The 23,464-nt window shown below is 65.5% G+C and carries 28 protein-coding genes; all 28 read left to right on the forward strand.

The features are described 5' to 3' along the window. Positions 1–85: 85 nt before the first annotated feature. Positions 86–415 carry a hypothetical protein gene (locus ACFOM8_RS08485; protein ID WP_080620474.1) on the forward strand — a complete coding sequence of 110 codons (330 nt, stop codon included), beginning with the start codon at positions 86–88 and terminating at the stop codon, positions 413–415. Next, positions 412–711: a hypothetical protein gene (locus tag ACFOM8_RS08490; RefSeq protein WP_080620475.1), complete on the forward strand. Its 300-nt coding sequence runs from the start codon at positions 412–414 to the stop codon at positions 709–711. Before ACFOM8_RS08485 ends, ACFOM8_RS08490 begins: the two co-directional genes overlap by 4 nt. 427 nt (positions 712–1,138) lie before the next feature. Continuing rightward, positions 1,139–1,303 carry a hypothetical protein gene (locus ACFOM8_RS08495; protein ID WP_164871400.1) on the forward strand — a complete coding sequence of 55 codons (165 nt, stop codon included), beginning with the start codon at positions 1,139–1,141 and terminating at the stop codon, positions 1,301–1,303. A gap of 175 nt (positions 1,304–1,478) precedes the next feature. After that, positions 1,479–1,847: a thermonuclease family protein gene (locus ACFOM8_RS08500; RefSeq protein ID WP_080620477.1), complete on the forward strand. Its 369-nt coding sequence runs from the start codon at positions 1,479–1,481 to the stop codon at positions 1,845–1,847. Positions 1,848–1,945: 98 nt separating this feature from the next. Continuing rightward, the gene (locus tag ACFOM8_RS08505) at positions 1,946–2,503 is read left to right on the forward strand and encodes a hypothetical protein (protein WP_080620478.1); all 558 of its coding nucleotides are present in this window, start codon (positions 1,946–1,948) and stop codon (positions 2,501–2,503) included. 60 nt (positions 2,504–2,563) lie between these two features. Then, a complete protein-coding gene (locus ACFOM8_RS08510; RefSeq protein ID WP_080620479.1) occupies positions 2,564–2,980 on the forward strand; it encodes a hypothetical protein in 417 nt (138 codons plus the stop codon). Then, positions 2,973–3,617, forward strand: coding sequence for an antitoxin of toxin-antitoxin stability system (locus ACFOM8_RS08515; protein WP_080620480.1), 645 nt, complete (start codon positions 2,973–2,975; stop codon positions 3,615–3,617). Before ACFOM8_RS08510 ends, ACFOM8_RS08515 begins: the two co-directional genes overlap by 8 nt. Positions 3,618–3,775: 158 nt before the next feature. Beyond that, complete coding sequence (locus ACFOM8_RS08520) at positions 3,776–8,125, forward strand: strawberry notch family protein (protein ID WP_080620481.1); 4,350 nt, start codon at positions 3,776–3,778, stop codon at positions 8,123–8,125. Further along, positions 8,125–9,168 (forward strand): DUF7146 domain-containing protein, encoded by a 1,044-nt coding sequence (locus ACFOM8_RS08525; RefSeq protein ID WP_080620482.1) that lies wholly within the window; start codon positions 8,125–8,127, stop codon positions 9,166–9,168. The genes ACFOM8_RS08520 and ACFOM8_RS08525 overlap by 1 nt, the downstream gene beginning before the upstream one ends. Before the next feature lie 337 nt (positions 9,169–9,505). Next, complete coding sequence (locus ACFOM8_RS08530) at positions 9,506–10,441, forward strand: DUF2493 domain-containing protein (RefSeq protein WP_080620483.1); 936 nt, start codon at positions 9,506–9,508, stop codon at positions 10,439–10,441. A gap of 160 nt (positions 10,442–10,601) precedes the next feature. Next, the gene (locus ACFOM8_RS08535) at positions 10,602–11,018 is read left to right on the forward strand and encodes a hypothetical protein (protein ID WP_080622747.1); all 417 of its coding nucleotides are present in this window, start codon (positions 10,602–10,604) and stop codon (positions 11,016–11,018) included. 705 nt (positions 11,019–11,723) lie between these two features. Next, positions 11,724–12,125: a single-stranded DNA-binding protein gene (locus ACFOM8_RS08540; RefSeq protein ID WP_080620484.1), complete on the forward strand. Its 402-nt coding sequence runs from the start codon at positions 11,724–11,726 to the stop codon at positions 12,123–12,125. A gap of 553 nt (positions 12,126–12,678) precedes the next feature. Further along, positions 12,679–13,233 carry a hypothetical protein gene (locus ACFOM8_RS08545; protein WP_080620485.1) on the forward strand — a complete coding sequence of 185 codons (555 nt, stop codon included), beginning with the start codon at positions 12,679–12,681 and terminating at the stop codon, positions 13,231–13,233. Positions 13,234–13,680: 447 nt separating this feature from the next. After that, the gene (locus tag ACFOM8_RS08550) at positions 13,681–14,055 is read left to right on the forward strand and encodes a hypothetical protein (RefSeq protein ID WP_080620486.1); all 375 of its coding nucleotides are present in this window, start codon (positions 13,681–13,683) and stop codon (positions 14,053–14,055) included. 443 nt (positions 14,056–14,498) lie between these two features. Next, entirely contained in the window at positions 14,499–14,747 is a 249-nt protein-coding gene (locus tag ACFOM8_RS08555) for a helix-turn-helix domain-containing protein (protein WP_080620487.1), read from the forward strand. A gap of 96 nt (positions 14,748–14,843) precedes the next feature. Further along, positions 14,844–15,122: a DNA -binding domain-containing protein gene (locus ACFOM8_RS08560; RefSeq protein ID WP_080620488.1), complete on the forward strand. Its 279-nt coding sequence runs from the start codon at positions 14,844–14,846 to the stop codon at positions 15,120–15,122. A 110-nt stretch (positions 15,123–15,232) separates the two neighbouring features. Then, on the forward strand, positions 15,233–15,457 hold the full coding sequence (locus tag ACFOM8_RS08565) for a transcriptional regulator domain-containing protein (RefSeq protein WP_080620489.1): 225 nt from the start codon (positions 15,233–15,235) through the stop codon (positions 15,455–15,457). 97 nt (positions 15,458–15,554) lie between these two features. Further along, positions 15,555–16,007 carry a DUF2285 domain-containing protein gene (locus tag ACFOM8_RS08570; protein WP_226341155.1) on the forward strand — a complete coding sequence of 151 codons (453 nt, stop codon included), beginning with the start codon at positions 15,555–15,557 and terminating at the stop codon, positions 16,005–16,007. Between the two features lie 162 nt (positions 16,008–16,169). After that, positions 16,170–16,430: a helix-turn-helix transcriptional regulator gene (locus ACFOM8_RS08575; protein WP_449301489.1), complete on the forward strand. Its 261-nt coding sequence runs from the start codon at positions 16,170–16,172 to the stop codon at positions 16,428–16,430. A gap of 114 nt (positions 16,431–16,544) precedes the next feature. Then, positions 16,545–17,624, forward strand: a complete 1,080-nt coding sequence (locus ACFOM8_RS08580; protein WP_230382923.1) for a replication initiator protein A — start codon at positions 16,545–16,547, stop codon at positions 17,622–17,624. Continuing rightward, on the forward strand, positions 17,621–18,274 hold the full coding sequence (gene parA, locus ACFOM8_RS08585; protein ID WP_080620493.1) for a ParA family partition ATPase: 654 nt from the start codon (positions 17,621–17,623) through the stop codon (positions 18,272–18,274). The genes ACFOM8_RS08580 and parA overlap by 4 nt, the downstream gene beginning before the upstream one ends. After that, complete coding sequence (locus ACFOM8_RS08590; protein ID WP_080620494.1) at positions 18,271–19,014, forward strand: DNA-methyltransferase; 744 nt, start codon at positions 18,271–18,273, stop codon at positions 19,012–19,014. The genes parA and ACFOM8_RS08590 overlap by 4 nt, the downstream gene beginning before the upstream one ends. Beyond that, on the forward strand, positions 19,011–19,265 hold the full coding sequence (locus ACFOM8_RS08595; protein ID WP_080620495.1) for a ribbon-helix-helix protein: 255 nt from the start codon (positions 19,011–19,013) through the stop codon (positions 19,263–19,265). Before ACFOM8_RS08590 ends, ACFOM8_RS08595 begins: the two co-directional genes overlap by 4 nt. A 35-nt stretch (positions 19,266–19,300) precedes the next feature. After that, entirely contained in the window at positions 19,301–19,747 is a 447-nt protein-coding gene (locus tag ACFOM8_RS08600) for a DUF2840 domain-containing protein (protein WP_425320185.1), read from the forward strand. Then, entirely contained in the window at positions 19,744–20,289 is a 546-nt protein-coding gene (locus ACFOM8_RS08605; RefSeq protein WP_080620497.1) for a S26 family signal peptidase, read from the forward strand. Before ACFOM8_RS08600 ends, ACFOM8_RS08605 begins: the two co-directional genes overlap by 4 nt. Before the next feature lie 68 nt (positions 20,290–20,357). Then, positions 20,358–20,693 carry a DUF736 domain-containing protein gene (locus ACFOM8_RS08610; protein ID WP_080620498.1) on the forward strand — a complete coding sequence of 112 codons (336 nt, stop codon included), beginning with the start codon at positions 20,358–20,360 and terminating at the stop codon, positions 20,691–20,693. A gap of 2 nt (positions 20,694–20,695) precedes the next feature. Continuing rightward, positions 20,696–21,460 carry a lytic transglycosylase domain-containing protein gene (locus ACFOM8_RS08615; RefSeq protein WP_080622748.1) on the forward strand — a complete coding sequence of 255 codons (765 nt, stop codon included), beginning with the start codon at positions 20,696–20,698 and terminating at the stop codon, positions 21,458–21,460. A gap of 243 nt (positions 21,461–21,703) precedes the next feature. Then, positions 21,704–23,443, forward strand: a complete 1,740-nt coding sequence (locus tag ACFOM8_RS08620) for a relaxase/mobilization nuclease domain-containing protein (protein ID WP_080620499.1) — start codon at positions 21,704–21,706, stop codon at positions 23,441–23,443. The last annotated feature ends 21 nt before the right edge of the window (positions 23,444–23,464 follow it).

The raw sequence follows: 23,464 nt of genomic DNA on the forward strand, positions 1-23,464 counted from the left end.
GCGGGGCGGTCTCGGTCGCCCCGCTTACTCCCCACCCCATATAGGCTCGGCCCCGGCCGGGCCTTTTTTTTCAGGAGACAGGATCATGCCATCCGACAACCATCCCAACCCCGGCCAGCCCATTCCTCAGACTGTTCATGTCGCCCTTTATGAACATCGCTATGGAACCGATGTGCGCGCTTTTCTCGACAGCGAAGAGGCGATGCACTGGCGCACAGAGATCGCCAAAGAATGGTGGACTGACGCCTTCGATGACGATCTGCCGCCCGACGACCAGATCGGCGACGTGTATTTCGAGCGCATGTTGGAGCGCGACGAGTTCTTTTGGACGAAGGCGTGTGAAATCAAACGCGATCCTCCTGATTCCACCGATCCGGACAGCCCCGTTCCAAGCGCCGATGGTGGTGGCGCATGATCATGACGGTTGATGAAATCTTCGCTGACGACCGCCGCAACCCTCCCATGGAGCGATCGCTTCCGTGGGAGGAAACGCGCGGCGGCGTCACCGTCTTCGTGGAGCCGAAGCCTCATTGGGCCGAGGACATGCGCGCCTTCCGGCTCGATAGGTGCGAATATTGCCGCTATGCGGACTGGAGCGCGCACGGCGCCCGGACACGGTTCTACGGTCATATCGACACGTCCGGCGACGACGTGATGATGGAGGCTCGGGCAATTATCGCCCGCGAGATCGCCGATGGGCTATGGGACTGAGCAGCCCTTACGCCTGTGCCTGGCGCAGACCGGGCCATCGGGGTATCGCCGCGCAGCCAGCGACGGATCGAGGTCCAGCGTCACCATTGCGCCGTCAGCTTCTCGCAGCGGGACAGCGGATTCCATCTCCAGCCTGAAACACATCCTGAAGATCAGCCCGGCAACGAGGCTGGCGCGGCGGGGCATCTATGACGGGATTCCCGGCATCCTGTCAGAGGCGAAGCACCACCCCCGCTTCCATTCGCGAACCTTGGTCCGACCGTCTCTTTGTCAATCAACCCACGAGGGGTCGGCTTACGCGAGCGTGCCGCCCTCGCGGATTCGGACGAGCCGAACGCGCGAGGGTGATTGCAGATCCGGTCGGACACTTCGGGCGCCTGTCGCGCGGGGGATGGTCCCCCGCCTCCCAAGACAGGAGCCGGAACCCATGTCCTATGCAGATGCCACCGCCTTCGCCGCCAGCCTCGCCACCACGCTGATGGTTTCCATCGTCGTGTTTCAGGCCGGAGATGGAACCCACTCCGCCATGCCGGCCGACGAGTTCGACGGCGACGAGGAGATGGTGAAGCTGGAACTCGATCCGTGGAGCTGAGGCGCGAAAGCGCCTCACTCCCAAGGCCCGGTGCCCAAGCGCAGTCGGGCCTTCTCCCGACAATCGCCGCCGATTGCCGCTTGCGTGCCGGACGGCATTGCGATCTCGACCCGCATCGGAAAGAACCGTCGGCGATCACGCCGATTTCGCTCCATCAAGATGAAAGCCATTCGCCATGCTCAGCCATATTGTCGTTTCCATTCTGCTCTGCACGGCGTCATGCGAACCGGCCGAAATCCGCGTCTGGGACGGCGATTCCATTCGCTTGGGCACGACGCGGCAATCTGAGGCCGTCCGGATCTTCAACATCGACGCCCCCGAGATCGAGGGGCAATGCGCGTATGAAACCGACCTCGCGCTGCAATCGAAGATCAGGCTGGCCGAGCTTCTGAAAGGCCAGCGGATCGAAATCCTGCACCAGGGAACCGACCGCTATGGCCGGACCCTGGCGGCGATCCGCGTCGAGGGACGAGACGTCGGAGACATTCTCGTCAGCGAGGGACTGGCCCGAACCTGGGCGGGACGCCGCGAACCGTGGTGCTGATCCACCCCGACAACAGGAGAGTGAGAGGGTGGGTCGGTTGGCCGTGACGGGTTGCAGGTGGAAGAGAGGCTTCCGCCGCCCGTCGTGGAGCAAACCCCATGACCCTTTCCCACCACCCCGGTTTTACCCTGGTCGGCGACGTCATCACGCGCGAGGTGTTGCCCCGGCTGCGCTACGCCCAAAAGCTGCCGTTGCGCCTCTCCTGCATGGGCACGGCCGGTTACGAGGGCCTCGACGAGGCCGATGAATTCGACCGCACGGTCGTCATCGGTCAATCCGCATCCGCCGAAGAAGCCATGATCCTTGCCAGCCAGCGCGTCGCGCGCGGCGACATTCGTGTCAGCGCGGACGACACGCTGCGCTTTCACCCGCGTATCGTCGTCATTCAGGACGGCGATCTCGGCCTGGTTCTCGGTGGCGAGATCCGGGCAGGAATCGTCCTCTGGCAGCAGCCCGTCGTCTCCGACGTGGAGGCCCGCCGCATCATCACCGAAGCCAGCCGCTTGCGCGGGCTGGCCTTCGCCGCCTCCGGTCGGGTCGATCACAGCGCAGCCCGCGATCATCGTTATCGCGCCAGCCTGCTCGAGGCCCGACTGGTCGATCCCTACTGGCGCGAGACCGCGGCGGAGCTTCTCCATCTGCCCCAGGCCGCCTGACACCTTCTTCCACATCTTCGCCCGGCCGCGCGCCGGGCTTTCTCGTTTCAGGAGTCCGACATGGCTAACTATTTCACCCATTTCTCCTGCCTGCTCGACGTAGGCACCCCGGAAAACGCCGCCCGCGCGCTCGACCTCTACAACGCACTTTCAGAGGAAAACGCTGCCGAAGACCCTCCCTCGGAAGGATTCATTCTGTCGATCCAGCCTGAGCATGGCGGCACCCAGCTCTGGATGCGCGACGATGAGACCGGCGATCCCGAGCATGTGATCCAGTTCGTAAAACGCTGCGCGGCCGCGTTCGGCCTGTCGGGCCTCTGGGGCTTCCAGTATGCGACCGCCTGCTCGCAAGCCAGGGTCAACGCCTTCGGTGGTGGCGCGCATGCCCTCGATCTCGCCACCGGCGAGACCGTGGACTGGATCTATAGCGGCAGCTGGCTGGAGATCGTCCTGGACGGAGGTGATCCCTATGCCTGAGATCATCGAAACCACGGTCTATCGGCTCGACGAGCTTTCCGACACGGCGAAGGACAAGGCCCGCGCCTGGTATCGCGAAGGCGGGTTCGACTACGACTGGTATGATGCGGTCTATGAGGATTTCCAGCGGATCGCGGAAATCCTCGGCATCCGCTTCAAGACCCGCACCGTGCGCCTGTATGGCGGCGGCTCGCGGCGGGAGCCGCGCATCTTCTTCTCAGGCTTCTGGTCACAAGGCGATGGCGCTTGTTGGGAAGGGTTCTACTCCTATGGGAAGAACGCCTCGGCCGAGATTCGATCCCATGCACCGCAGGATACGGCCCTGCACGGTATCGCCGATGCCCTTCAGGCAATCCAGCGACGCAATTTCTACCAGCTTCGCGCCGAGGCCAGCCATCGTGGTCGCTACTACCATGAGTATTGCATGGCGATTTCCGTCGAACGCGACAGCCAGACATATCAGGACATGACCGCCGATGCCGAGGAGATCGTGATTGAGGCGCTGCGCGATCTGGCCCGTTGGCTCTACCGCCAGCTTGAGCGCGAATACGACTACCTCTCCTCGGGTGAGGCGGTGGATGAGACCATCACCGCCAACGAATATACCTTCACCAAAGCCGGACGCCGTTTTGGCTGACCCCGACAAGCGCTCCGCCTCTCGGCCGGGCGCTTGTTTCATGCCTGCTTACGCCACGGCTTGAGAGGGAGAGAGCGACCGGAAGGGATTTGAGCCGGTGCGGTCGAGAGAGAGCGCCGTGCGGCTCGGTCCTATTCCGCTCTCCCAAGGAATCTCCGATGAACATGATCTCTGCTTCCGCGGCGGCCTCCGCCGCCGCGCCGCTTCCACTCGACCATGACGCCGAGACGGCTGCTTCCACCTTCACCGCTGCCGGTTTCCTGCTGCCGCATCTCGAACGCGGTCAGCGTGTCGATGCCGCAACCCTGCGCGGCGCCATGGAAGCGGCCTTCGGCGCTTCCGATGCCACCGGCGCCTGGAACTGGAAGACCGCCTATGATGCCTGCGAGGCGGCGACCGTCCTCTTCCTGCGCAAATACGGCGCTGCGCTTTTCCGCAGAGCCGGGTCATCGGCGGCTATCCTGCCGCAGCTCGGCAAGATCGCCGGGCTCCTGCCGACGCATACACGCCGGTCGGAGGAAGCCCAGACCTTCCAGCAGTTCTCCACCCCGATCCCGCTTGGCTTTGCGGCGGTGACGGCGGCGGCGATCACTCCTGCCGACCGGGTGCTGGAGCCCTCGGCCGGCACCGGGCTCCTCGCCATTCTGGCCGAGATCGCCGGCGGCACGCTGCTCCTCAACGAACTCGCCGAGATGCGCGCCGGCCTGCTTTCCTCTCTCTTTCCGGCCCTCTCCGTGACCCGCTTCGACGCCGCCCAGATCGACGATCACCTCGATCCCGGCCTGGTCCCGACCGTCGTGCTGATGAACCCGCCGTTCTCGGTCATGGTGAATGTCGAGGGCCGCATGGCCGATGCCGCCTTCCGCCATGTCGCCTCGGCGCTGGCGCGCCTTGCGCCCGGCGGGCGGCTTGTGACCATCACCGGGGCGAGCTTCGCCGCCGACAATCCGGCATGGACCGCCTCCTGGACCCGGCTGCAGGAGCGCGGCCGCGTCACCTTTTCCGCCGCAGTCGATGGGTCGGTCTATGCCAAGCATGGCACCACGATCCCAACCCGGCTGACCGTCATCGACAAGCTGCCCGCCGACGACCCTGCGGTGTTTCCGACAGCAATCGGAGTCGCGCCGGACGTGGCGACGCTGATGGGCTGGCTGGCGGATCAGTTGCCCGCGCGGCTGCCGGTCGATCCCGGCGTTGCCGTGCCGATCGCGCGGCCTGCCGTCCCCCGCACCGTGCGCGGCTATGTCAACCGAACGGCGAGGGCTGCGCCCGCCGCGCCGCTGGCCGAGCCGGAGGGGGTGCCGCTCGCCTATGAGACCGTCGATTGGGCACCGGCCGAAGACGGCCGCCTCTCCGATGCGATCTATGAGGAATACGGTCTCCAGACCATCCGCATCGCCGGCGCGCAGGCGCATCCGACCCAGCTCGTGCAATCGGCGTCGATGGCGAGCATCGCGCCGCCGAAGCCGAGCTACCGGCCGATGCTGCCAGCCGACATTCTCGGCAAGCTGTCCGAGGCGCAACTGGAAACCGTGATCTATGCCGGCGAGGCCCATACGGGCTTCCTCGCCGGGGCCTGGACGGTCGATGACACGCTCGACAGCCTGTCCGCCGCGCCGGAGGAGGCCGAGGGTGCCATCCGTTTCCGCCAAGGGTTCATGGTCGGCGACGGCACTGGTGTCGGCAAGGGCCGGGAATCCGCTGCCATCATCCTCGACAACTGGATGCAAGGGCGGCGTAAGGCGGTCTGGATATCGAAGTCGGACAAGCTGCTGGAGGACGCACAAAGGGACTGGAGCGCCCTCGGCATGGAGCGGCTGCTGGTCACGCCGCTGTCGCGCTTCCTACAAGGCAAGCCGATCACTCTGGGCGAAGGCGTCCTATTTTTAACCTATGCCACGCTGCGCTCCGACGACCGCGGCGAAAGGGTTTCGCGCGTCAAACAGATCGTCGAATGGTTGGGCTCCGACTTCGATGGGGTCATCATCTTCGACGAGGCGCATGCCATGGCCAACGCCGCCGGCGGCAAGGGAGAACGCGGTGATGTCGCCGCCAGCCAGCAGGGTCGCGCCGGGCTGCGCCTCCAGCATGCCCTGCCGCAGGCCCGCGTCGTCTATGTCTCGGCCACCGGCGCCACCACCGTCCACAACCTCGCCTATGCGCAGCGCCTGGGCCTCTGGGGCGGCGAGGATTTCCCGTTCTCGACCAGGGCGGAATTCGTCGAGGCGATCGAGGCCGGTGGCGTCGCGGCAATGGAGGTGCTGGCCCGCGACCTGCGCGCCCTCGGCCTCTACACCGCCCGTTCGCTGTCATTCAAAGGCGTGGAATACGAGCTGCTCGACCATGAGCTGACCCCGGAGCAGATCCGCATCTACGACAGCTACGCCGATGCCTTCGCCATCATCCACAACAACCTGGATGCCGCGATGCAGGCCGCCAACATCACCGGCGGCGACGGCGGCTCCGGCACGCTGAACCGGCAGGCCAAATCCGCCGCCCGCTCGGCCTTCGAGAGCGCCAAGCAGCGCTTTTTCGGGCACCTGCTCACGTCGATGAAAACCCCGACGCTGATCCGCTCGATCACCAGCGATCTGGAGGCGGGCCATTCCTCCGTCATCCAGATCGTTTCGACCGGCGAGGCGCTGATGGAACGGAGGCTCGCCGAGATCCCCACCGAGGAATGGGGCGACCTGAAAATGGACCTGTCGCCGCGCGAATATGTCCTCGACTACCTCGCCCATTCCTTCCCGGTCCAGCTCTACGAGCCGTTCACGGATTCGGAGGGCAACCTGTCGTCTCGCCCGGTCTATCGCGACGGCCAGCCAGTCGAAAGCCGGGAGGCCGTGGCGCGGCGCGACGAGATGATCGCAAGCCTCGCCAGCCTGCCGCCGGTCCCCGGCGCGCTCGACCAGATCATCCAGCATTTCGGCACTGACACCGTGGCCGAGGTCACTGGCCGCTCGCGCCGGATCGTTCGCAAGCGCAGCGTGACCATCGACCGGCTGGTCGTGGAGAATCGCGCCGGTTCGGCCAATCTCGCCGAGACCCAGGCGTTCATGGATGATGGCAAGCGTGTGCTGGTGTTCAGCGACGCCGGCGGCACCGGGCGCAGCTACCACGCCGAACTCTCGGCGAAGAACACCCGGCTGCGCGTCCACTATCTCCTCGAAGCGGGCTGGAAGGCCGATGCCGCCATCCAAGGGCTTGGCCGCACGCACCGCACCAATCAGGCGCAACCGCCGCTGTTCCGGCCGATCTCGACCAATGTGAAAGCCGAGAAGCGATTTCTCTCGACCATCGCCCGCCGCCTCGACACCTTGGGTGCGATCACGCGCGGCCAGCGCCAGACCGGCGGTCAGGGCCTGTTCCGCCCGGAAGACAATCTGGAGAGCCACTACGCCCGCGACGCGCTGCGCCAGCTCTATCTCCTGCTGGTGCGGGGCAAGGTCGAGGGATGCAGCTTGGAGCGGTTCGAGGCCGCAACGGGGCTGAAGCTGATGGACTCGAACGGCATCAAGGATGATTTGCCGGCGATCACCACGTTTCTCAACCGTTTGCTCGCCCTGACCATTGAGCTTCAGGGCGTGCTGTTCACCGCCTTCGAGCAGCTTCTGACCGCGCGGATTGAGGGCGCCATCGCCTCGGGCACCTATGATGCCGGACTGGAGACGCTGCGCGCCGAAAGCTTCGTGGTGGCGGACCGGCAGGTGATCTACACCCATCCGCGCACCGGGGCCGAGACCAGCCTGCTGACTATCACCGAACGCAAGCGCAACCGGCCGGTGACGCTCGACGCCGCCTTGGCCGAACTCGATGATCCGCGTGCGAAGCTGCTGATCAACGAGCGCTCGGGTCGCGCGGCGGTGCAGATCCCCAGCACGAGCGTCATGCTGGATGATGGCGAGATCGAGCGCCGCGTCCGCCTGATCCGGCCGATGGAGGCCCATAACGTCCCGGTCAGAATGATGGGCGAAACCCATTGGGTCGAGGCCGACCGGGACGTCTTCGCATCGGCTTGGGAGGCCGAGGTTGCAGAAGTGCCGGAGTTTGCCGACAGCACCCTGCATATGGTCACGGGCTTGTTGCTGCCGATCTGGAAGCGGTTGCCCAATGACTCCACCCGCGTCTATCGGCTCCAGTCTGACGCCGGCGAGCGCATCATCGGCCGGAAGGTCTCTCCAGCCTGGGCCGCGAACGCGACCAAGACCGGAACCGCATCGGTCACGCCGGATGATGCCTTTGCGGCGCTGATGGAAGGTCGGACGATCCTCGATCTCGCCGAGGGCCTTCAGCTTCGGCGGGTCCGCGTCATGGGCGCGAACCGGATCGAACTCTCCGGCTTTACCGACATGATGCGTCAGCGCCTCTCGGCCTATGGCCTCTTCCACGAAATCATCTCATGGAAGCTGCGCATGTTCGTTCCGGTCGATGGGACTGGCCCTGCCGTTCTCGGCAAGGTTCTCGACCGCTGGCCGGTCGAGCGCATCGGCGAGCGGGAGGCAGCATGATGCCCCGTCACGATGTCTCGGAACTGGCGATCCGTCTCGGTCGGGAGGCCGAGGCGGTCTGCCGCCATTATCTGTCGTCCGGCCAGCGCGCCGGACGATACTGGCTGGTCGGCGATGTGCAAAACACGCCTGGGCGATCCATGTTTGTCCGCCTCACCGGGCCTGAATCCGGCAAGGGCGCGGCGGGGAAGTGGACCGACATGGCCACTGGGGAGCATGGCGATCTGCTCGACATCATCCGGCAATCGCTTGGCCTCGTCGACTTCAAGGACGTGGCCGAGGAAGCGCGCCGTTTCCTCGCTCTCCCGCATCCCGAACCGGAGAAGACGAAGACGCCGACCGGCAGCACGTCCAGCGTGGCGTCCGGTTCGCCTGAAGCGTCTCGCCGCCTCTTCGCCATGGCGCAGCCGATCGGCGGCACGCTTGCGGAGATCTACCTGCGCGGGCGGGCGATCACCCGCCTCTCGGGCACCGCCGCGCTGCGCTACCATCCCCGGTGCTATTACAGGCCCGATGAGCATTCGCCCACCGAGATCAGGCCGGCACTCGTCGCCGCCGTCACCGATCTCTCCGGCCACCAGACCGGCGCGCATCGCACCTGGCTCGCCCCGGACGGTTCCGGCAAGGCACCTGTCGAAACACCGCGGCGGGCGATGGGCGACCTTCTCGGCCACGCAGTCCGCTTCGACACTGCCGCTGAGGTTCTCGTAGCCGGCGAGGGCATCGAGACCGTGCTGTCGCCCCGTCAGGTTCTGCCCCACATGCCGATGCTGGCGGCGCTTTCAGCCGCTCACCTCGCTGCCATCCTGTTCCCGCCGTCCCTGCGCCGGCTCTATGTCCTGCGCGATCGCGACCCGGCCGGGGACGGCGCAAGAGACAGCCTCGCCTCCAGAGCAGCGAGCTTCGGGATCGAGGCGGTCACGCTCACGCCGGTCGAGGGCGACTTCAACGATGATCTGCGACGCCGTGGCGCCGATGCCCTCAGGGCGGCCCTGAAGGATCAGCTTCATCCCGAGGACATCCGCCGTTTCATGGAGCGGTGAGGATGTAATCGTTCTCGGAGGCGCGGCCCAACTCGTCGCCTGCCGGTTTCGTTCGCTGGCCATCGGCAGGCGCATCCTTCGTCGGAGAGGCCCGCACCCACGGCCTTCTGAGAGGGCGATCGGCGCACAAACGGGCCGGGCAGGCAATGGCCGCTTTCGGACTATTTTCCGCCGGCGGGGACGAGCCCCGCCTTTGCATCGCGAAAGTCAAAATAGTCCGAACCCGGCCATCGAGGCCCTCGCGGAGTGGGCGAGGGCTGCCAACCCGTCCCGCCCGTGCGCGTCGACGCCTGCGAAGGCCGCGATGGGCGCGGTCTCCAGACAAAGGACGCTCCCGATGACGAACGAAACCTATTCCGCAGGCGACGAGCCGGTCCACACCTCCTCCCAGACCGATCACGCCCTCACCGAACTCCAGCTCTACGGCTGGCGTCCTTTCCAGGACGAACCCGATCCCAGGCCGCTGCCCGAAGGCAATACCGTCGCCAGTGCCGTCACCGACATCTTCGACGCCCTCGTCGCGACGCTCGGCGACACCCGCTTAGAGCCCGATCTCGAAGAGCTGCTCTGGGGGACGGTCAATCTCTTTCACCGCGCCGCCAGCCGGGTGGAACGCGATCTCGACGACAACGAGCAGGCGCAGCGCCGGATGCAGCGGGAACAGGACGGCAGCGAGGTGAAGTCGGTCGAACTCGAACGCCTCACGGCAGAGGGACAGACCCTCATCGAACGGCGCAACAGCATGGAACTCTTCCGCGATCTCGCCGCCGAGGCTTTCGAACACCACACCGGCAGCGCCTGGCGGCCGCGCAGCGGCTCGATGGTCAACCATCGCAACCTGACCGCCGCGATGATCGACAGCCGCGACTTCCTTGCCGCGAAACGCCGCGCCGAGACCGAGGTGATGCTGCCTGCCGGTCCCAAGGTGGCCGTGACCGGCGGCGCCGGTTTCAACGATCACCGGCTGATCTGGGGGCGGCTCGATCAGGTCCATGCCAAGCACCCGGAGATGGTCTTGCTGCACGGCGGCACCCCGAAAGGCGCGGAACTGATCGCCTCCCGCTGGGCAGACCACCGCAAGGTGCCGCAGGTCGCCTTCCGGCCCGACTGGACGAAGCACGGCAAGGCCGCACCCTTCAAGCGCAACGACGCGATGCTGGATGTGCTGCCGGTCGGCATCCTCGTCTTCCCCGGCACCGGGATTCAGGAGAATCTCGCCGACAAGGCCCGCAAGCTCGGCATCCCGGTCATGAAGTTCGACGGCGGCGCGTAAGCGCCGCCGTTCGGCGGCTTTCAGCCGCCAAACCTTGACAGGAAGCGAGGTCGAGCCTCTATTGGAGCATCCTTGTAGAACCGGCGAAGCAGAATAGTCGCAGGCGGAGCGCATCTCCCGGCAGCCTGTCGTGATCCTCAACCGTTCGCTGGAGGTTTCCATGACGTTGATCCTGCTCGCCATCTCTTTGACCATCACGGCCTGCGTGATCGCCTACAATCTCGCGATCTACGCTTTGCCCGTCATGTCGGCCATTACTGCCGCGCAATACGCGTGGGGCGCGGGAGCCGGCGTCCTGATGTCCGGTTTCGCTGCGCTCGGTGCGGCCCTGCTGTCCATCGTCTTGGTGATCGCGGTCCTGGGCTTTGCCAAGAACCCTGTTCTTCGCCTCATCGCGCTTGCCCTCTTCGCGGTGCCCGCCGTCATAGCTGGCTACGCGCTCGTCTATGGCGTCACGAAGAACGCCATAGACTCGACCCTCGCGCTCAACCTTCTGGGCGGCGTGGGCGGCCTGGTCATCGGCGTCTCGGCCATCATCAATCTGAACGCGCTCGGCGAGTCGGTGTTCTCGCGCTGAGCCGGCGCGCGCGATCCCGCAGTCTCATGGAAACCCGACGGCTGGACCACCGGGCTCCGGGCTTCCTGCTCAGAATAGGAAATCATGTCATCGCGGTCACGCTGCCGTCTTTCTCGACCTGCTTTGCCCGGCTCTGGAAGCCGGTCATCGGCGTGAATCCCGCTGACGCCGTGCAGTCGATGGCCAGCCGCATCCTTCCACTTCATTTCGTGAACACAGCCGCAATCACCTTCAAACCCTTGCCGCAATACTGCCGGACCTGACCTCGTGCCATTGATGCAGGTGATGCGATGCCGGTTCCGCGCTCCAGACCCGATAGCCCTTCTCGTCACGGGCCACACAGCCTTCCAGCGGGGCGTGAACATGACGGGGAAGTGGGTTAGATCGGGATGCCCGGTGGCATGGATACGGGTTCCAAGGGCCAGCACGCTGCTGCTACCGGCAGGGATGCCAGTTCTGCTGCGCGTCCCCGATTGGCTCTCGAAGGCACCAATCCCTCCGACTGACTGATCCCCTAAGTCCGTTCGGTTTCCACCAGCAACCCCGGCGGCTCCGGACCGTGTTGCCGCGCGAGCGCGGCTGCCCGCCCCACTCCGGGCCTTAGGGGCGAGCTGCCGCAAGGGCGGCAGTTGCGGGAGTCTCCCGACGGCCTTGGCCGGGTCTCGTCGGAGGGATGGTCCCTCCGAGGAGCAACGGAGACTTACAATGCAGAACATCGTCATCCTCGCCGGCAACATCGGTCAGGCCCCCGAAACCCGCACCACCCAGGGCGGCACCTCGATCACCCACTTCAGCCTCGCCACGTCGCGCCCCAAATACTCGGAAGGCCGCGTGGTCCGTGACGAGAAGGGCTATCGGGTTCAGGACACGGAATGGCACCGCATCACCTGCTTCAACGGCCTCGGCAAGACGGTCCAGCAGTATTGCGACACGGGCATGAAGGTTCTGGTTCGCGGCCGCATCCACTACACGAAGTGGAAGGATGCGGAGGGCAACGACCGCTACGGCTGCGAGATCATCGCCGAGACCGTCGATTTCCTGAGCCGGGCGAAGCAGACCGAGAACGACGACGGCAAGTTCATCGACGACGATGACATCCCGTTCTGAGCGGGAAGCCAGAGGCCCGGCGGCGCAAGCCGCCGGGCCTTCCATGTTTACGGTGGGTCGCGCCCGCCGGCTCAGCGCAAGATTCCCCACCGGAACGCCATGCGCCTTCGCGCCCGGCGCTCCGATTTCCTTGCCGGAGAATCGGATCATTTCCAAAAACAGGAAACCACTTTTTGGTCCGATGCTCCCCGAATGAGTAGGGGGCAAGCCGCCCCTCTCAAACTCGCCCCATGAAGGTGCAGGGCTACGCCCCGCCCCCTCCAACTCCCTACCCATGGAGGGGAGACCCCTCCAAACCTCCCCTTTGGCGTTGCGCTGAATAATGTCGCGACCCCTGGTCGGGGCCGCGGGCTCCTCTCTCTCTGACTTCGGATCATGCACCAGCCACTCCGGCGTCAAGGACTTCGCGGTCCCCCAATTTTCAGCCGACGCCCAAGAACATCGTCAGAAAATCGGCTCCACCACTCGCCGCCGCTGGCGGTCGGCTTACGCGATCCCTGACCCCTCGCGGCAACAGTGCAGGCTCCTCCCGTCAGAACGAAAGGAGAAACAAATGTCTGATCTCGATTTCCTCAATCTCTCAAGAAAGCTTGGCCGCATCAGAACCAGGGTGCGCAAGAACTACTTCAGGTGCGACACTCGCTTTTCGCAGTCCCTCCATGAAAAGCTGCTTCTTGCCCTCAACGGCCATCTCAAGACTTGCCGCGAGGGCGCAAAGGTCCAGCGGCGGCTACGGAACGAAAGCGATCCGACGGTGCGCGAGTCCCTTGAACAGACCCTCGGCGACTGCATGGGCGATCTCGAATCCGGCGGCCGGGGGTTCTATCCTTGGCATCTGCTGGATGCCGTCGATGGTGACCCGGACTTCGGCGGATACCACCACCCCGTTGCGGCCATGTGGTGCAATGGCCCGATCCCGGAATGGATGACCGTCGAGGACAAGCATCTGTCCGGCCTTGGTCCCATCCTCCGGCAGATCGCTGCCCAGACAGGTATCCGCTTCACCACCTATCTCTGCGATGCCAGCATTGGCCCCGATGGCGCGGGGCAACTCGACCCCGAGATCTACGAGCGCCCGGTCAGCAACTTCCGATACCGATACCGATAGCGAGGTGGCGGGCGGCGGAAGCCGCTCGCCACCTTTTCCCCTGTCGTAATAGCCATACCGACCGGATCGACCGCTCGGCAGGGCTTATGAAAGGGGGGCAAGCCGCCCCTCTCAAACTCACCCCATGAAGGTGCAGGGCAAAGCCCCGCCCCCTCAAACTCCCCCACCCATGGAGGGGAAACCCCTCCAAACCTCCCCTTCGGTTCCACCGAATATTGTCGCGGCCCCTAGTCGGGGCCGCGGGCTCTTCTCTCTCTGACTTCGGATCATGCACCAGCCACTCCGGCGTCAAGGACTTCACGGTCCCCCCAATTTTCAGCCGATACCCAAGGGCATCGTCAGAAAATCGGCTCCCCCGCTCGCCGCCGCTGGCGGTCGCTGCGCGATCCCTGACCCCTCGCGGCTACGGTGCCCGACCCTCCCGTCAGCGAGAGAAAGGAGCATGACATGACCGAACAAAAGATCATCCGTATCGACGGGGGCAGCGCCGAATACTGGCGCGATCGCAAGCAGGCTTTCGGGCTTATCCGCGATGCCGAGCTTGCCGCAAAGCGTCTGGCCGAGGCGCCGATGTATCTGCACGGCGGCTACGACGAGGATGGCGACGTTATCCCCATCGAAAACCTCGGTCCCCACGACGATATGGAGGACGCGATCTGGGCCATCGAGGCCGATCCGACTGCGGTGAGCATCCTCGTTGCGCAGGGGCGCACGAGCATCGGCGGTCACGAGATCGGGGCTGTGGTTCGCGGTTTCGAACCGGACTACGGGCACATCGAGGACCCGGAGAGCAATCCGCTCTGGGGACCGGATACCGACTGACCCTTCGACGAGAGGCGGCGAAAGCCGCCTCTCGTCTTTGCTTCGTCGTCAAAGCCCTGCCGGCCGGATCGACCGGCCCGCAGGGCTGATGAAAGGGGCACGCCCCTCTCAACGCTCTCCCATGAAGGAAGGGGCAAGCCCCCTCCTTCAAACATCCTCCCCAAGGGAAGGGCTGAAGCCCCTCCCTTGAACCCTCCCATGGGAAGGAGGCGACGGTTCCCTCGCCCTCCTTCCCAAACCCATCCTCCTCTCCCTGGGCCAGGCCATTCTGGCCGCGCCGATACGCTGTCGTATGTCCGACCGAATCAGATGGCTGCCTATCCCGCCACTGCGAGGTTGATCACGACGATTCCAGCCGAATTTCGAGTGGAATTTGAAGGCAGAGCGACTATTATAGTCGTAGTTCTGGAGTGCGTGCAGGTCTCGGTGGGAGGTGATCATGTATGATCACCGCTCGCCAATCACGGGCCGCACGCGCGTTGCTGGGTTGGACACAGGAGACGCTCGCTGACAAGGCCCAGGTCGCATTGACCGCACTCAAACGCCTCGAATCCCAAAATGGGCTTGAGGTGTTCGAGACGACTCGCGATCAGGTTCGCCGCGCTCTCGAAGCGGCCGGCATCGTTTTCCTGTCAACGGATAAGGGCGAAGGCGTCTTGCTCCTGCACGAGCGGAGCCCGACGCCGGGTTAGCGTCGTGGCCTGCGCATTGACCCGTTGCCCATAAAAAGAATGGCTATCTCCCGCCGGAGATGGTTAACAAATACGTTATCCGATCGTGAGCGACTGATGGGACAAGCGACACAGACATTTCTTGACGAACCACCGTCCAGCCAAACGCTGACACCATATGATCGAGAACACATGAAGCTCTATATGCGCCTGCTCGACGCAGCGCGCGATGGCGCCGACTGGCGCGAAGCGGTTCGAATCCTCTTCAATCTCGATCCAGAGCGTGATCCCGAGCGTAGCCGCCGCGTTCATGACGCGCATCTCGCACGAGCGCGTTGGATGACCGAGCGCGGCTATCGCGAACTGGTCCGCGAAAGTCAGCACCGAACATCATAGCGATGCGCGGGACGCATCACCTGTTGATCCCGACCCAGCTTCCTCAATTCAACCCGAACGGGAATCGTAGAGTCTCTCCAACTTCCTGAGCTGTGACGTGGGAGGCTCCGATGACACCCAACGCATCTACCTGGCGTTCTTCGGCAGACTACGAGCATCTGGATGTGCTGACGCCATCCGATCTGGCTTGGGAGTGGCTCCGCCGCAACGATGCCTATGACGCTGATTTTGAGGCATCGGCCTCTGGCCAGGGAGATCCCGAACCGCTGACCGAACGAATCCGGCAGCGGTGGGGACTCCGATTTCCCCGTCGATCCGCTGGCTGCGCCACCTGACGCCAAGGTATTATGGCTTCCGCAGGAGGACACGAGCGTCGTCATACTGGCGAACGCGCCATCGGAATTTGACGAGCAAATCGGTCTCGCAGCTACCGTGATCTGGCGCGCCCATCCTCGCTCGCAACCTACGGATGAGGACTACCGGCTCGATATTGGCAACGGACAGCATCTGCAGATCCTCGACTGCACGGCCGGCGACGACAGGATCGCCGTCGCCATCGTTCCGCTCGGCCTGGACGGCTTCGACCGGATCGAAGCCGTCCGCCGCTTCCTCTCCGCCCTACATGGCCGCGCCATTCCTCCCGATACGCGGCTGACCCGGCAGCAGCGCATACGCCTGCGACGGATGCTTCGCGCCTTTGACGGACACAGGGCGGGCGCCACACAGCAGGAAATCGCGCAAGTCATCCTGAAGATCGGGCCGCTCGACCGCGATGAATGGCAGGCGTCTTCGGCCCGCCACACGATCAAGGCGCTTCTGCGCGACGCCCATTCCATGGTCGCGGGCGGCTATCGAAAACTCCTGCGTCATCGTCGCCAACGCTAGCGTAGTTCGACGCCTGGGCTGGTGGGCGATTTCGATACCCATCAACTTCGCCCTGCAACTCGCCGGCCTCCCTCCGCCACCGTGGTCGTTGTCCCGCCGCTGACTCGCAGTGGCCGTTCCCAACAGCCCGGAGGCCCGATCATCCCACATGAACCCGTCGTTTTGCCGCCGCGCTTCCTGCGCACCAAGGAGGCTGCGGATTTTCTCAGCCTTTCGGCCCGGACGCTCGAAAAACACCGCACCTACGGGACCGGCCCTGCCTATCGCAAGCTCGGCGGCCGGGTTGTCTATGCCATCGACGATCTCGAAGCCTGGACCGAGCGCGGTGCGGTAACCTCCACCTCCGATCCCCGTGGCTCCGTGCTGCCCGCCAAGCGCCACGCCCTTCCGACCGGCCCGCAGGTCGGGCGCTCCGCCCGCTGATCGCACCCAGTTCCCTTCATGGTGGCGCGACGTCGATCCCTTTCCGAGCGCGGGCAGCTCGACCTGTTCAGGGCGCTCCCCGGCGACTTCGCGCCACGAGACGCGCAGGATCTCATGGCCTATCCCTTCTTCTCCCTCGGCAAGTCAAAACGTGTCGCGCCCATCGACTTCGCCGCCGGCAATGTGACGATCCGGGTCGAGGCGGTCCCCGATCATGGCATGGCGACGATCTGGGATGCGGACATCCTGATCTGGGCCGCCAGCCAGATCGTCGAAGCCCGTGATACCGGGCTTCGGACGTCCCGGCTGATGGCCGCCACGCCTTACGAAATCCTCACCTATGTCGGGCGCGGCACGTCGCTGCGCGACTACCAGCGCCTGAAGGCCGCACTCGACCGGCTGCAATCGACCACCATTTCCACCTCGATCCGGCAACCAGCTGAAGGCCGCCGGCATCGCTTCTCCTGGATCAACGAATGGCAGGAGCGCACCGACCGCAACGGCCGCCCCGATGGTATCGAGATGATCGTGCCGGACTGGTTCTATCAGGCCGTCCTCGACGACGCGCTCGTGCTGACCATCGACCGGACCTATTTCGACCTGACCGGCGGACTCGACCGATGGCTCTACCGCCTAGTGCGTAAGCACGGCGGCCGCCAGCGTGAGGGTTGGCGCTTCGACTTCCGCCACCTCCATCAGAAGTCCGGCAGCATGTCGCCATTCAAACGCTTCGCTTTTGAGTTGCGCGACATCATCCGACGCCAGCCCTTGCCGGGCTACCGGCTCTTTCTGGAAGCCGAGATCGGCGGGCGCATGCTGCTCGCCTTCGAGCCGACACCGGCCTGTGGAAAACCTGTGAATGGCCTCGTGCTATCGGGAACCCGGACTATCGTGCTATCGGGAACCCAAGGCTCGTGCTATCGGGAACCGAAATCGGGCTTAACGCCCGAAGACCACTCGCAAAATCGCGCCCTTAACTTAGAGTCTAACAAAGACTCTAACCTTGAAGAGCGCGTGCGCGATGTGGAAAACCTCATCCGCGACACCGCCAGAAGCCTCAGCAGAGCCGCTAGGAACGGCGCATCTGCCACGCCACGCGCTTCCCAGCCGGCCCCTCAGCCCGGCGGAACCGAGGCTTCCGAAGGTTCCGACACACCCCGCCTTCCTCTCGACTTGCCGGGAGGCGGCCAATGATCATCGCACTCCTCAACCAGAAGGGCGGTGTCGGCAAGACCACGCTGGCGCTGCATCTCGCCGGAGAACTGGCGCAGGGCGGAAAGCGCGTCACACTTCTCGATGCCGACCCGCAGGGTTCGGCGCTCGACTGGTCACAGCAACGCGCACGCGAGGGCCTGCCTCGACTGTTCGGCACCGTCGGCCTCGCACGGGACACACTGCACCGCGAGGCACCGGAGATCGCCCGCGATGTCGATCACGTCGTCATCGACGGACCGCCGCGTGTCGCCAGCCTCATGCGCTCCGCGCTCCTCGCCGCCGACCTGGTGCTGATCCCGGTGCAGCCGTCGCCCCTCGATGGCTGGGCCTCGGCCGAAATGCTGGCCCTCCTCGCAGAGGCCCGCATCTATCGGCCCCAACTCGTCGCCCGCTTCGCGCTCAACCGCTGCGGCGCGCGCACCGTCATCGCCCGCGAAACGGCCGAAAGCCTTGCAGATCACGACCCGCCCGTCCTTGCCACCACTGTCGGGCAGCGCGTCGTCTTCGCCGACGCTGCACAGTCAGGTCGTCTCGCAGGCGAGATCGACCGCCAATCTCCTGCCGCGCGTGAAGTCGCAGCGCTCACCGATGAGATTGCGCGGCTGGGCATCGGGAGGGTCGGCCAATGACCATCCTGACCGGCGACTGCCGCGAAGAAATGCCCTGGCACGCTCCCTACGACATGATCCTCGCCGATCCGCCCTATGGCGACACCTCGCTCGCCTGGGACCGGCGCGTCGAGGGCTGGGTCGCGCTGGCGCGCGCCGCCCTCAAGCCGACCGGCTCGCTCTGGGTTTTCGGTTCACTTCGTTCCTTCATGGCGACCGCCGACCACTTCGCCAATGCGGGTCTGCGCATCGCGCAGGAGGTGATCTGGGAGAAGCAGAACGGCACCGGCTTTCACAATGATCGCTTCAAGCGGGTGCATGAGCTGGCCGTCCAGTTCTATCCGGCAGAGACCGCCTGGCGCGACATCTACAACGACGTCCAGACCACGCCCGACGCAACGGCCCGCACGGTGCGGCGCAAGCAGCGTCCACCCCATACCGGCCAGATCGACGCCGGCCATTACATTAGCCATGACGGCGGACCGCGCCTCATGCGCTCGGTCATCTACCTGCGCAACTGCCACGGCCGCGCCATCCATCCGACCGAGAAACCGTCGGCGCTCCTGGAAATCCTGATCCGCACGAGCTGCCCGGAAGGCGGACTTGTCGGTGACTGGTTCGCCGGTTCCGGCGCAGCCGGGGAAGCCTGTCGGCTTTCCGGCCGGAGCTATCTCGGCTGCGAGATCGACGCCGACATGGCCGATCTCGCCCGCGCCCGCATCGCCACCGTGCTGCCGTTCCATGACGGAGCCCCGTCATGACGGCCGGCACGGACAAGCGCGGCTTCGCTACGCGCCCAGCCGATCCCGATGGCTGGATCAAGGCTGGCGATGGACGGCCAGCGCGCGATGGCGCCGCAGCCGCCCATTCCGCCCGGCTGACGATCGACATCACGCCCGAGCTTCGCGGGCGGATCAAGATCGCCGCGTTCGGGCGCGGCACCACCGTCGCGGACATGCTGCGTGACCTGCTTGCGCGCGAGTTTCCCGACACAGCGGGAGACCGCCCATGATCGGTATCGATGCCCATGATGGCGATCTGACCCGCGTGGAACTGACCTGGGTGGAGGGCAGGACCGAATACTGGATCAGGTTCGGCCATGAGGCGGGAACGCAGATCCTCGACCGCAACCGGCGCGTCGTTTCTTTCGGTCCTGGTTCGGTGTTCGCGTTCGTCCGCTGGGCGGCGAACGACCACGGCACGATCATTTCGCGCCTCGACATCCTGCGCGCGGTTGCGCCGGGCGAATCCTATCAGACGCTGCCCTTCGTCCGTCCGGGCGGCGAAATCCTGCTGAAGATCGAAGGCTGGCCGAAGGTTGAGGCCGTCCTTCGCCATGTCGACGGGATCGAGGCCATTGGCGTCGATCCCGCCCAGGTCGATCCCGATCACTGGCGGCATGTCGCCCACTGGATGAACGCAGGCGAAGCGCCGCGTCCTTACACCGCCGAGCGCCATCAGGCATGGCTCCGGCGCCGGGAGATCGCCCCATGACGCGCTTTCGCTATGTCATGGTGACGGCGGCGGCCACGCTGGGGATCGCCATCGCCGGATTCGTTCCGACCGCGCCAAGGCTGCTCTGGAACGCATCGGCCAGCGTGCCGATCGGGTTCTACACCGTCGCGCCCGCTGATCGGATCGAGATGCCCGATCTGGTCGCCGTCATGCCACCTGAGCCGTTCGCGTCCTACATGGTGGACCGCGGCTACGTCGCGCGCGACGTGCCGCTTCTGAAGCGCGTGATCGGCCTGCCCGGACAGCGCGTCTGCCGCGCCGGCCGCGCCATCGCCGTCGATGGTGTTCCGCTCGGCGAAGCACGCGACCGCGACAGCCTCGGCCGAGACCTGCCGGTCTGGCAGGGCTGCCGCGTCATCGCCGAGGGCGAAGTCTTCCTGATGAACCCGGACGTCGGCGACAGCCTCGACGGCCGCTATTTCGGCCCGTTCCCCGCCTCGGCGGTGATCGGCCGCGCGATCCCGCTTTTCACCGACGAAGACGGCGATGGCCGCTTTGTCTGGCGCGCGCCGATGCGGTGACGGCGCGTCCGCTGCGGGGCGTGCGAACGGCCCGCGTCTTCTCCACCGCATAGCAAAGGAAACCTCCCATGGCACAGATCGGCCAATTTACCCGCACCCCGTCCGGCTATTCCGGGCATGTCCGCACCCTCACGCTCGACGCGGAGTTGACCTTCGTTCCAGCAGAGAACGCCGAGGCGGAGAATGCGCCCGCCTACCGCATCCACCTCGGCGACGAGGACGGACCGGAAGTCGGCGCGGGCTGGAAACATTCCGGGGAACGCGCCGGGCCGTTCGTTTCGGTCCTGCTCGACGATCCCGTCTTCCAGCAGCCGATCCGCGCCCGCCTGTTCCAGGCGGACGAGGACGGACGCGACTGGGGCTTGCACTGGACCCGCCAAAAGAAGCGCGACGAGCAGGAATGACCATGCTCATCTCCTGCATTCGTCTCGCCTCCGGGAGATACGGCGTCCGCCGCCGCATCATCCTCTCTCTTCTTTCCGGCCTGTTCGTTTCAGCCATCACCACGCCGCCCGTCCTAGCCCAAGCTGCGATGCCCGGTCATGTGGTTGCCGCGCATCCGCACGACGCCCACATTGCGGAAGCCTCGCAACGCTTCGGCATCCCGACGACATGGATCATCGCCGTGATGCGCACTGAGAGCGCGGGCGACGTGCGCGCAATTTCGTCCGCCGGTGCGATGGGACTGATGCAGGTCATGCCCGACACCTGGGCGGATCTGCGCATCCGCCATGCTCTCGGCCGCGACCCCTTCGAGCCGCGCGACAACATCCTCGCGGGCACGGCCTATCTCCGCGAGATGTGGGATCGCTACGGCAATGTGGCCGCGATGCTCGCGGCCTACAATGCCGGTCCCGGCCGTTACGACGAATACCGCGCGACGGCTCGTCCGCTTCCGGCCGAGACACGCGCCTACGTCGCCGCGCTGACACCGATCCTGCTCGGCGAGCGACCGTCGGGGGGCAGCTCGTCGGTTGTTCCACCGCTCGATTGGCGCGAGGCGGCGATCTTCGTGGCGGGAGAAATCGGCGCTACCGCTTCCGATCCGGCTTCACCCGACCCCACGCCTCGCGACGCCCCTTCATTCGTCCCGGCAGCACCGGAAACGCTCACGGCCTTGCAGCCGGAGGGGCTGTTCGTCGCTCGCAGTGCCGGTGAGGACCAGCCATGAGCGGCTCCGTGCGGTTTCGCATCCTGTCGACCGCTGGCGTGTCATGGAGGGCGCGGGGGGTGGCGGCAGGCACCACGACCGGAAGATGGCAGGATAAAAGCGCGCACGGTGCGGCTCGGTCGGTCGGTTGTTTTTGTTCATGTTTTCGGCGCGTTCCGCACCGTGCCGCGCATTCGCGCACCGTGCGCCTCGCGCCCATCCTCCTGAATTTCCTTACTGTCTTGCACCGTGCGGGGCTGTGTCATGTCCGATGAACACGAGTTCCGCATAAGGCCGGGGCGCATCCGCTCGACCCGCGCTCAGCAGACCCGGCCCTTCATCGCGCAGGCGCTCGCCGCCGCGAAGAAGGCCGGCGGTGGCGTCTCTCGATCCGGCCGCGTGACTTCCGGCAATCGCTCCCGCTTCGGGCGCGGCCAGCGCGCCAGCGTCCAGGCCAATCGTCTCATCACCACCCGCACACGCGGCGCCGTCGTCAAGGCGCGCGTGGTGCGCAACATGGCATGGTCCGCGCCGCTCGGAACGCATCTCGATTATCTCCGCCGTGACGGCGTGACCCGAGATGGCGAGAAGGCACGGCTGTTCGGGCCGGGAACGGAGGATGCCGATGGTCGCGCCTTCGCGGAGCGGTGCGGCGATGACCGGCATCATTTCCGGTTCATCGTCTCGCCCGACGACGCGCCGGATATTTCCGACCTCCGATCATTCACGCGCGATCTTGTCGGCCAGATGGAAAAGGATCTCGGGACGCGCCTCGACTGGGTGGCGGTCGATCACTGGAACACCGCGCATCCGCATGTCCATCTGATCGTGCGCGGTGTTCGCGACGATGGGCAGGACCTCGTGATCTCCCGCGACTACATCAAGGAGGGGATGCGGGACCGGGCGCGCGATCTCATCACCCAGGAGCTGGGGCCGCGCACCGATCTCGACATTCACCGTGCGCTAGAGGCCCAGATCGAGGCGGAACGCTGGACCCAGCTCGACCGGCAGCTTGTCCGTGATGCGGGAAAATCCGGCATCGTCGATCTTGCCCCGCTCGCCAGCCGACCGCAGGACGAGTTCCATACGCTGAAGGTCGGGCGGCTGCGCACCCTCGAAATCCTCGGCGTCGCCGGGCAGATCGGCCATTCGCAATGGTTCATCAAGCCCGAGGCCGAGACGGTCTTGCGCGAACTCGGCGAGCGCGGCGACATCATCAAGCGCATGCACCGTGCCCTGATCGCGCGCGGCATCGAACGCGGCTCGGCCAGCTATGTCCTCGCCGGCGAAAGCCTCGACGTTCCCGTCATCGGCCGCCTGGTCGAGCGCGGCCTTGACGACGAGTTGAAGGGCACGGCCTATGCCGTCGTCGATGGCGTCGACGGACGCACCCACCACATCAAGCTCCCTCATCTCGATGCCGCCGGTGACAGCCCGCCCGGCTCAATCGTCGAGTTGCGCGCCTATGAAGATGCGCAAGGTGCGCGCCGCGTCGCGCTCGCTGTCCGCTCCGATCTTGATCTCGGTGCGCAGGTGGGGGCCTCGGGCGCGACCTGGCTCGACCGCCAGGCCATCGCCCGCGAGCCGGTTCCTCTCTCGGATAGCGGCTTCGGCGCCGAGGTCCGTCAGGCACTGGACGAGCGGGCGGAGCATCTGATCGGCGAGGATCTCGCGGAGCGGCAAGGCGGGCGCGTCGTCTTCGCTCGCCGGCTATTGAACACGCTGCGCAGGCGCGAACTCGACAGTCTCGGCGAGAAGCTCGCGGCCGAGACCGGCATGTCCTTCGAGCGCGCCGCCAGCGGCGAATATGTCGCCGGCTCCTATCGCCAGCGCTTCGCGCTCGCCTCAGGCCGCTTCGCCATGATCGACGATGGCCTCGGCTTCCAGCTCGTGCCCTGGTCGCCCTCCATTGAGAAGCAGATCGGCCGTCACGTCTCCGGCATCGCCCGCGACGACGGCGGTGTCGATTGGGACTTCGGGCGCAAGCGCGGCCTCGGCCTCTGACCTCAATCGGAAAGGAACCAA

The sequence above is a fragment of the Paracoccus angustae genome, from assembly GCF_042648745.1.
GTDB lineage: Bacteria > Pseudomonadota > Alphaproteobacteria > Rhodobacterales > Rhodobacteraceae > Paracoccus > Paracoccus angustae.

Bases quoted from the DNA above. Each gene is read 5' to 3' on its own strand.
- ACFOM8_RS08485 (WP_080620474.1), top strand. From the start codon at position 86: ATGCCATCCGACAACCATCCCAACCCCGGCCAGCCCATTCCTCAGACT.
- ACFOM8_RS08490 (WP_080620475.1), top strand. From the start codon at position 412: ATGATCATGACGGTTGATGAAATCTTCGCTGACGACCGCCGCAACCCT.
- ACFOM8_RS08495 (WP_164871400.1), top strand. From the start codon at position 1,139: ATGTCCTATGCAGATGCCACCGCCTTCGCCGCCAGCCTCGCCACCACG.
- ACFOM8_RS08500 (WP_080620477.1), top strand. From the start codon at position 1,479: ATGCTCAGCCATATTGTCGTTTCCATTCTGCTCTGCACGGCGTCATGC.
- ACFOM8_RS08505 (WP_080620478.1), top strand. From the start codon at position 1,946: ATGACCCTTTCCCACCACCCCGGTTTTACCCTGGTCGGCGACGTCATC.
- ACFOM8_RS08510 (WP_080620479.1), top strand. From the start codon at position 2,564: ATGGCTAACTATTTCACCCATTTCTCCTGCCTGCTCGACGTAGGCACC.
- ACFOM8_RS08515 (WP_080620480.1), top strand. From the start codon at position 2,973: ATGCCTGAGATCATCGAAACCACGGTCTATCGGCTCGACGAGCTTTCC.
- ACFOM8_RS08520 (WP_080620481.1), top strand. From the start codon at position 3,776: ATGAACATGATCTCTGCTTCCGCGGCGGCCTCCGCCGCCGCGCCGCTT.
- ACFOM8_RS08525 (WP_080620482.1), top strand. From the start codon at position 8,125: ATGCCCCGTCACGATGTCTCGGAACTGGCGATCCGTCTCGGTCGGGAG.
- ACFOM8_RS08530 (WP_080620483.1), top strand. From the start codon at position 9,506: ATGACGAACGAAACCTATTCCGCAGGCGACGAGCCGGTCCACACCTCC.
- ACFOM8_RS08535 (WP_080622747.1), top strand. From the start codon at position 10,602: ATGACGTTGATCCTGCTCGCCATCTCTTTGACCATCACGGCCTGCGTG.
- ACFOM8_RS08540 (WP_080620484.1), top strand. From the start codon at position 11,724: ATGCAGAACATCGTCATCCTCGCCGGCAACATCGGTCAGGCCCCCGAA.
- ACFOM8_RS08545 (WP_080620485.1), top strand. From the start codon at position 12,679: ATGTCTGATCTCGATTTCCTCAATCTCTCAAGAAAGCTTGGCCGCATC.
- ACFOM8_RS08550 (WP_080620486.1), top strand. From the start codon at position 13,681: ATGACCGAACAAAAGATCATCCGTATCGACGGGGGCAGCGCCGAATAC.
- ACFOM8_RS08555 (WP_080620487.1), top strand. From the start codon at position 14,499: ATGATCACCGCTCGCCAATCACGGGCCGCACGCGCGTTGCTGGGTTGG.
- ACFOM8_RS08560 (WP_080620488.1), top strand. From the start codon at position 14,844: ATGGGACAAGCGACACAGACATTTCTTGACGAACCACCGTCCAGCCAA.
- ACFOM8_RS08565 (WP_080620489.1), top strand. From the start codon at position 15,233: ATGACACCCAACGCATCTACCTGGCGTTCTTCGGCAGACTACGAGCAT.
- ACFOM8_RS08580 (WP_230382923.1), top strand. From the start codon at position 16,545: ATGGCCTATCCCTTCTTCTCCCTCGGCAAGTCAAAACGTGTCGCGCCC.
- parA (WP_080620493.1), top strand. From the start codon at position 17,621: ATGATCATCGCACTCCTCAACCAGAAGGGCGGTGTCGGCAAGACCACG.
- ACFOM8_RS08590 (WP_080620494.1), top strand. From the start codon at position 18,271: ATGACCATCCTGACCGGCGACTGCCGCGAAGAAATGCCCTGGCACGCT.
- ACFOM8_RS08595 (WP_080620495.1), top strand. From the start codon at position 19,011: ATGACGGCCGGCACGGACAAGCGCGGCTTCGCTACGCGCCCAGCCGAT.
- ACFOM8_RS08605 (WP_080620497.1), top strand. From the start codon at position 19,744: ATGACGCGCTTTCGCTATGTCATGGTGACGGCGGCGGCCACGCTGGGG.
- ACFOM8_RS08610 (WP_080620498.1), top strand. From the start codon at position 20,358: ATGGCACAGATCGGCCAATTTACCCGCACCCCGTCCGGCTATTCCGGG.
- ACFOM8_RS08615 (WP_080622748.1), top strand. From the start codon at position 20,696: ATGCTCATCTCCTGCATTCGTCTCGCCTCCGGGAGATACGGCGTCCGC.
- ACFOM8_RS08620 (WP_080620499.1), top strand. From the start codon at position 21,704: ATGTCCGATGAACACGAGTTCCGCATAAGGCCGGGGCGCATCCGCTCG.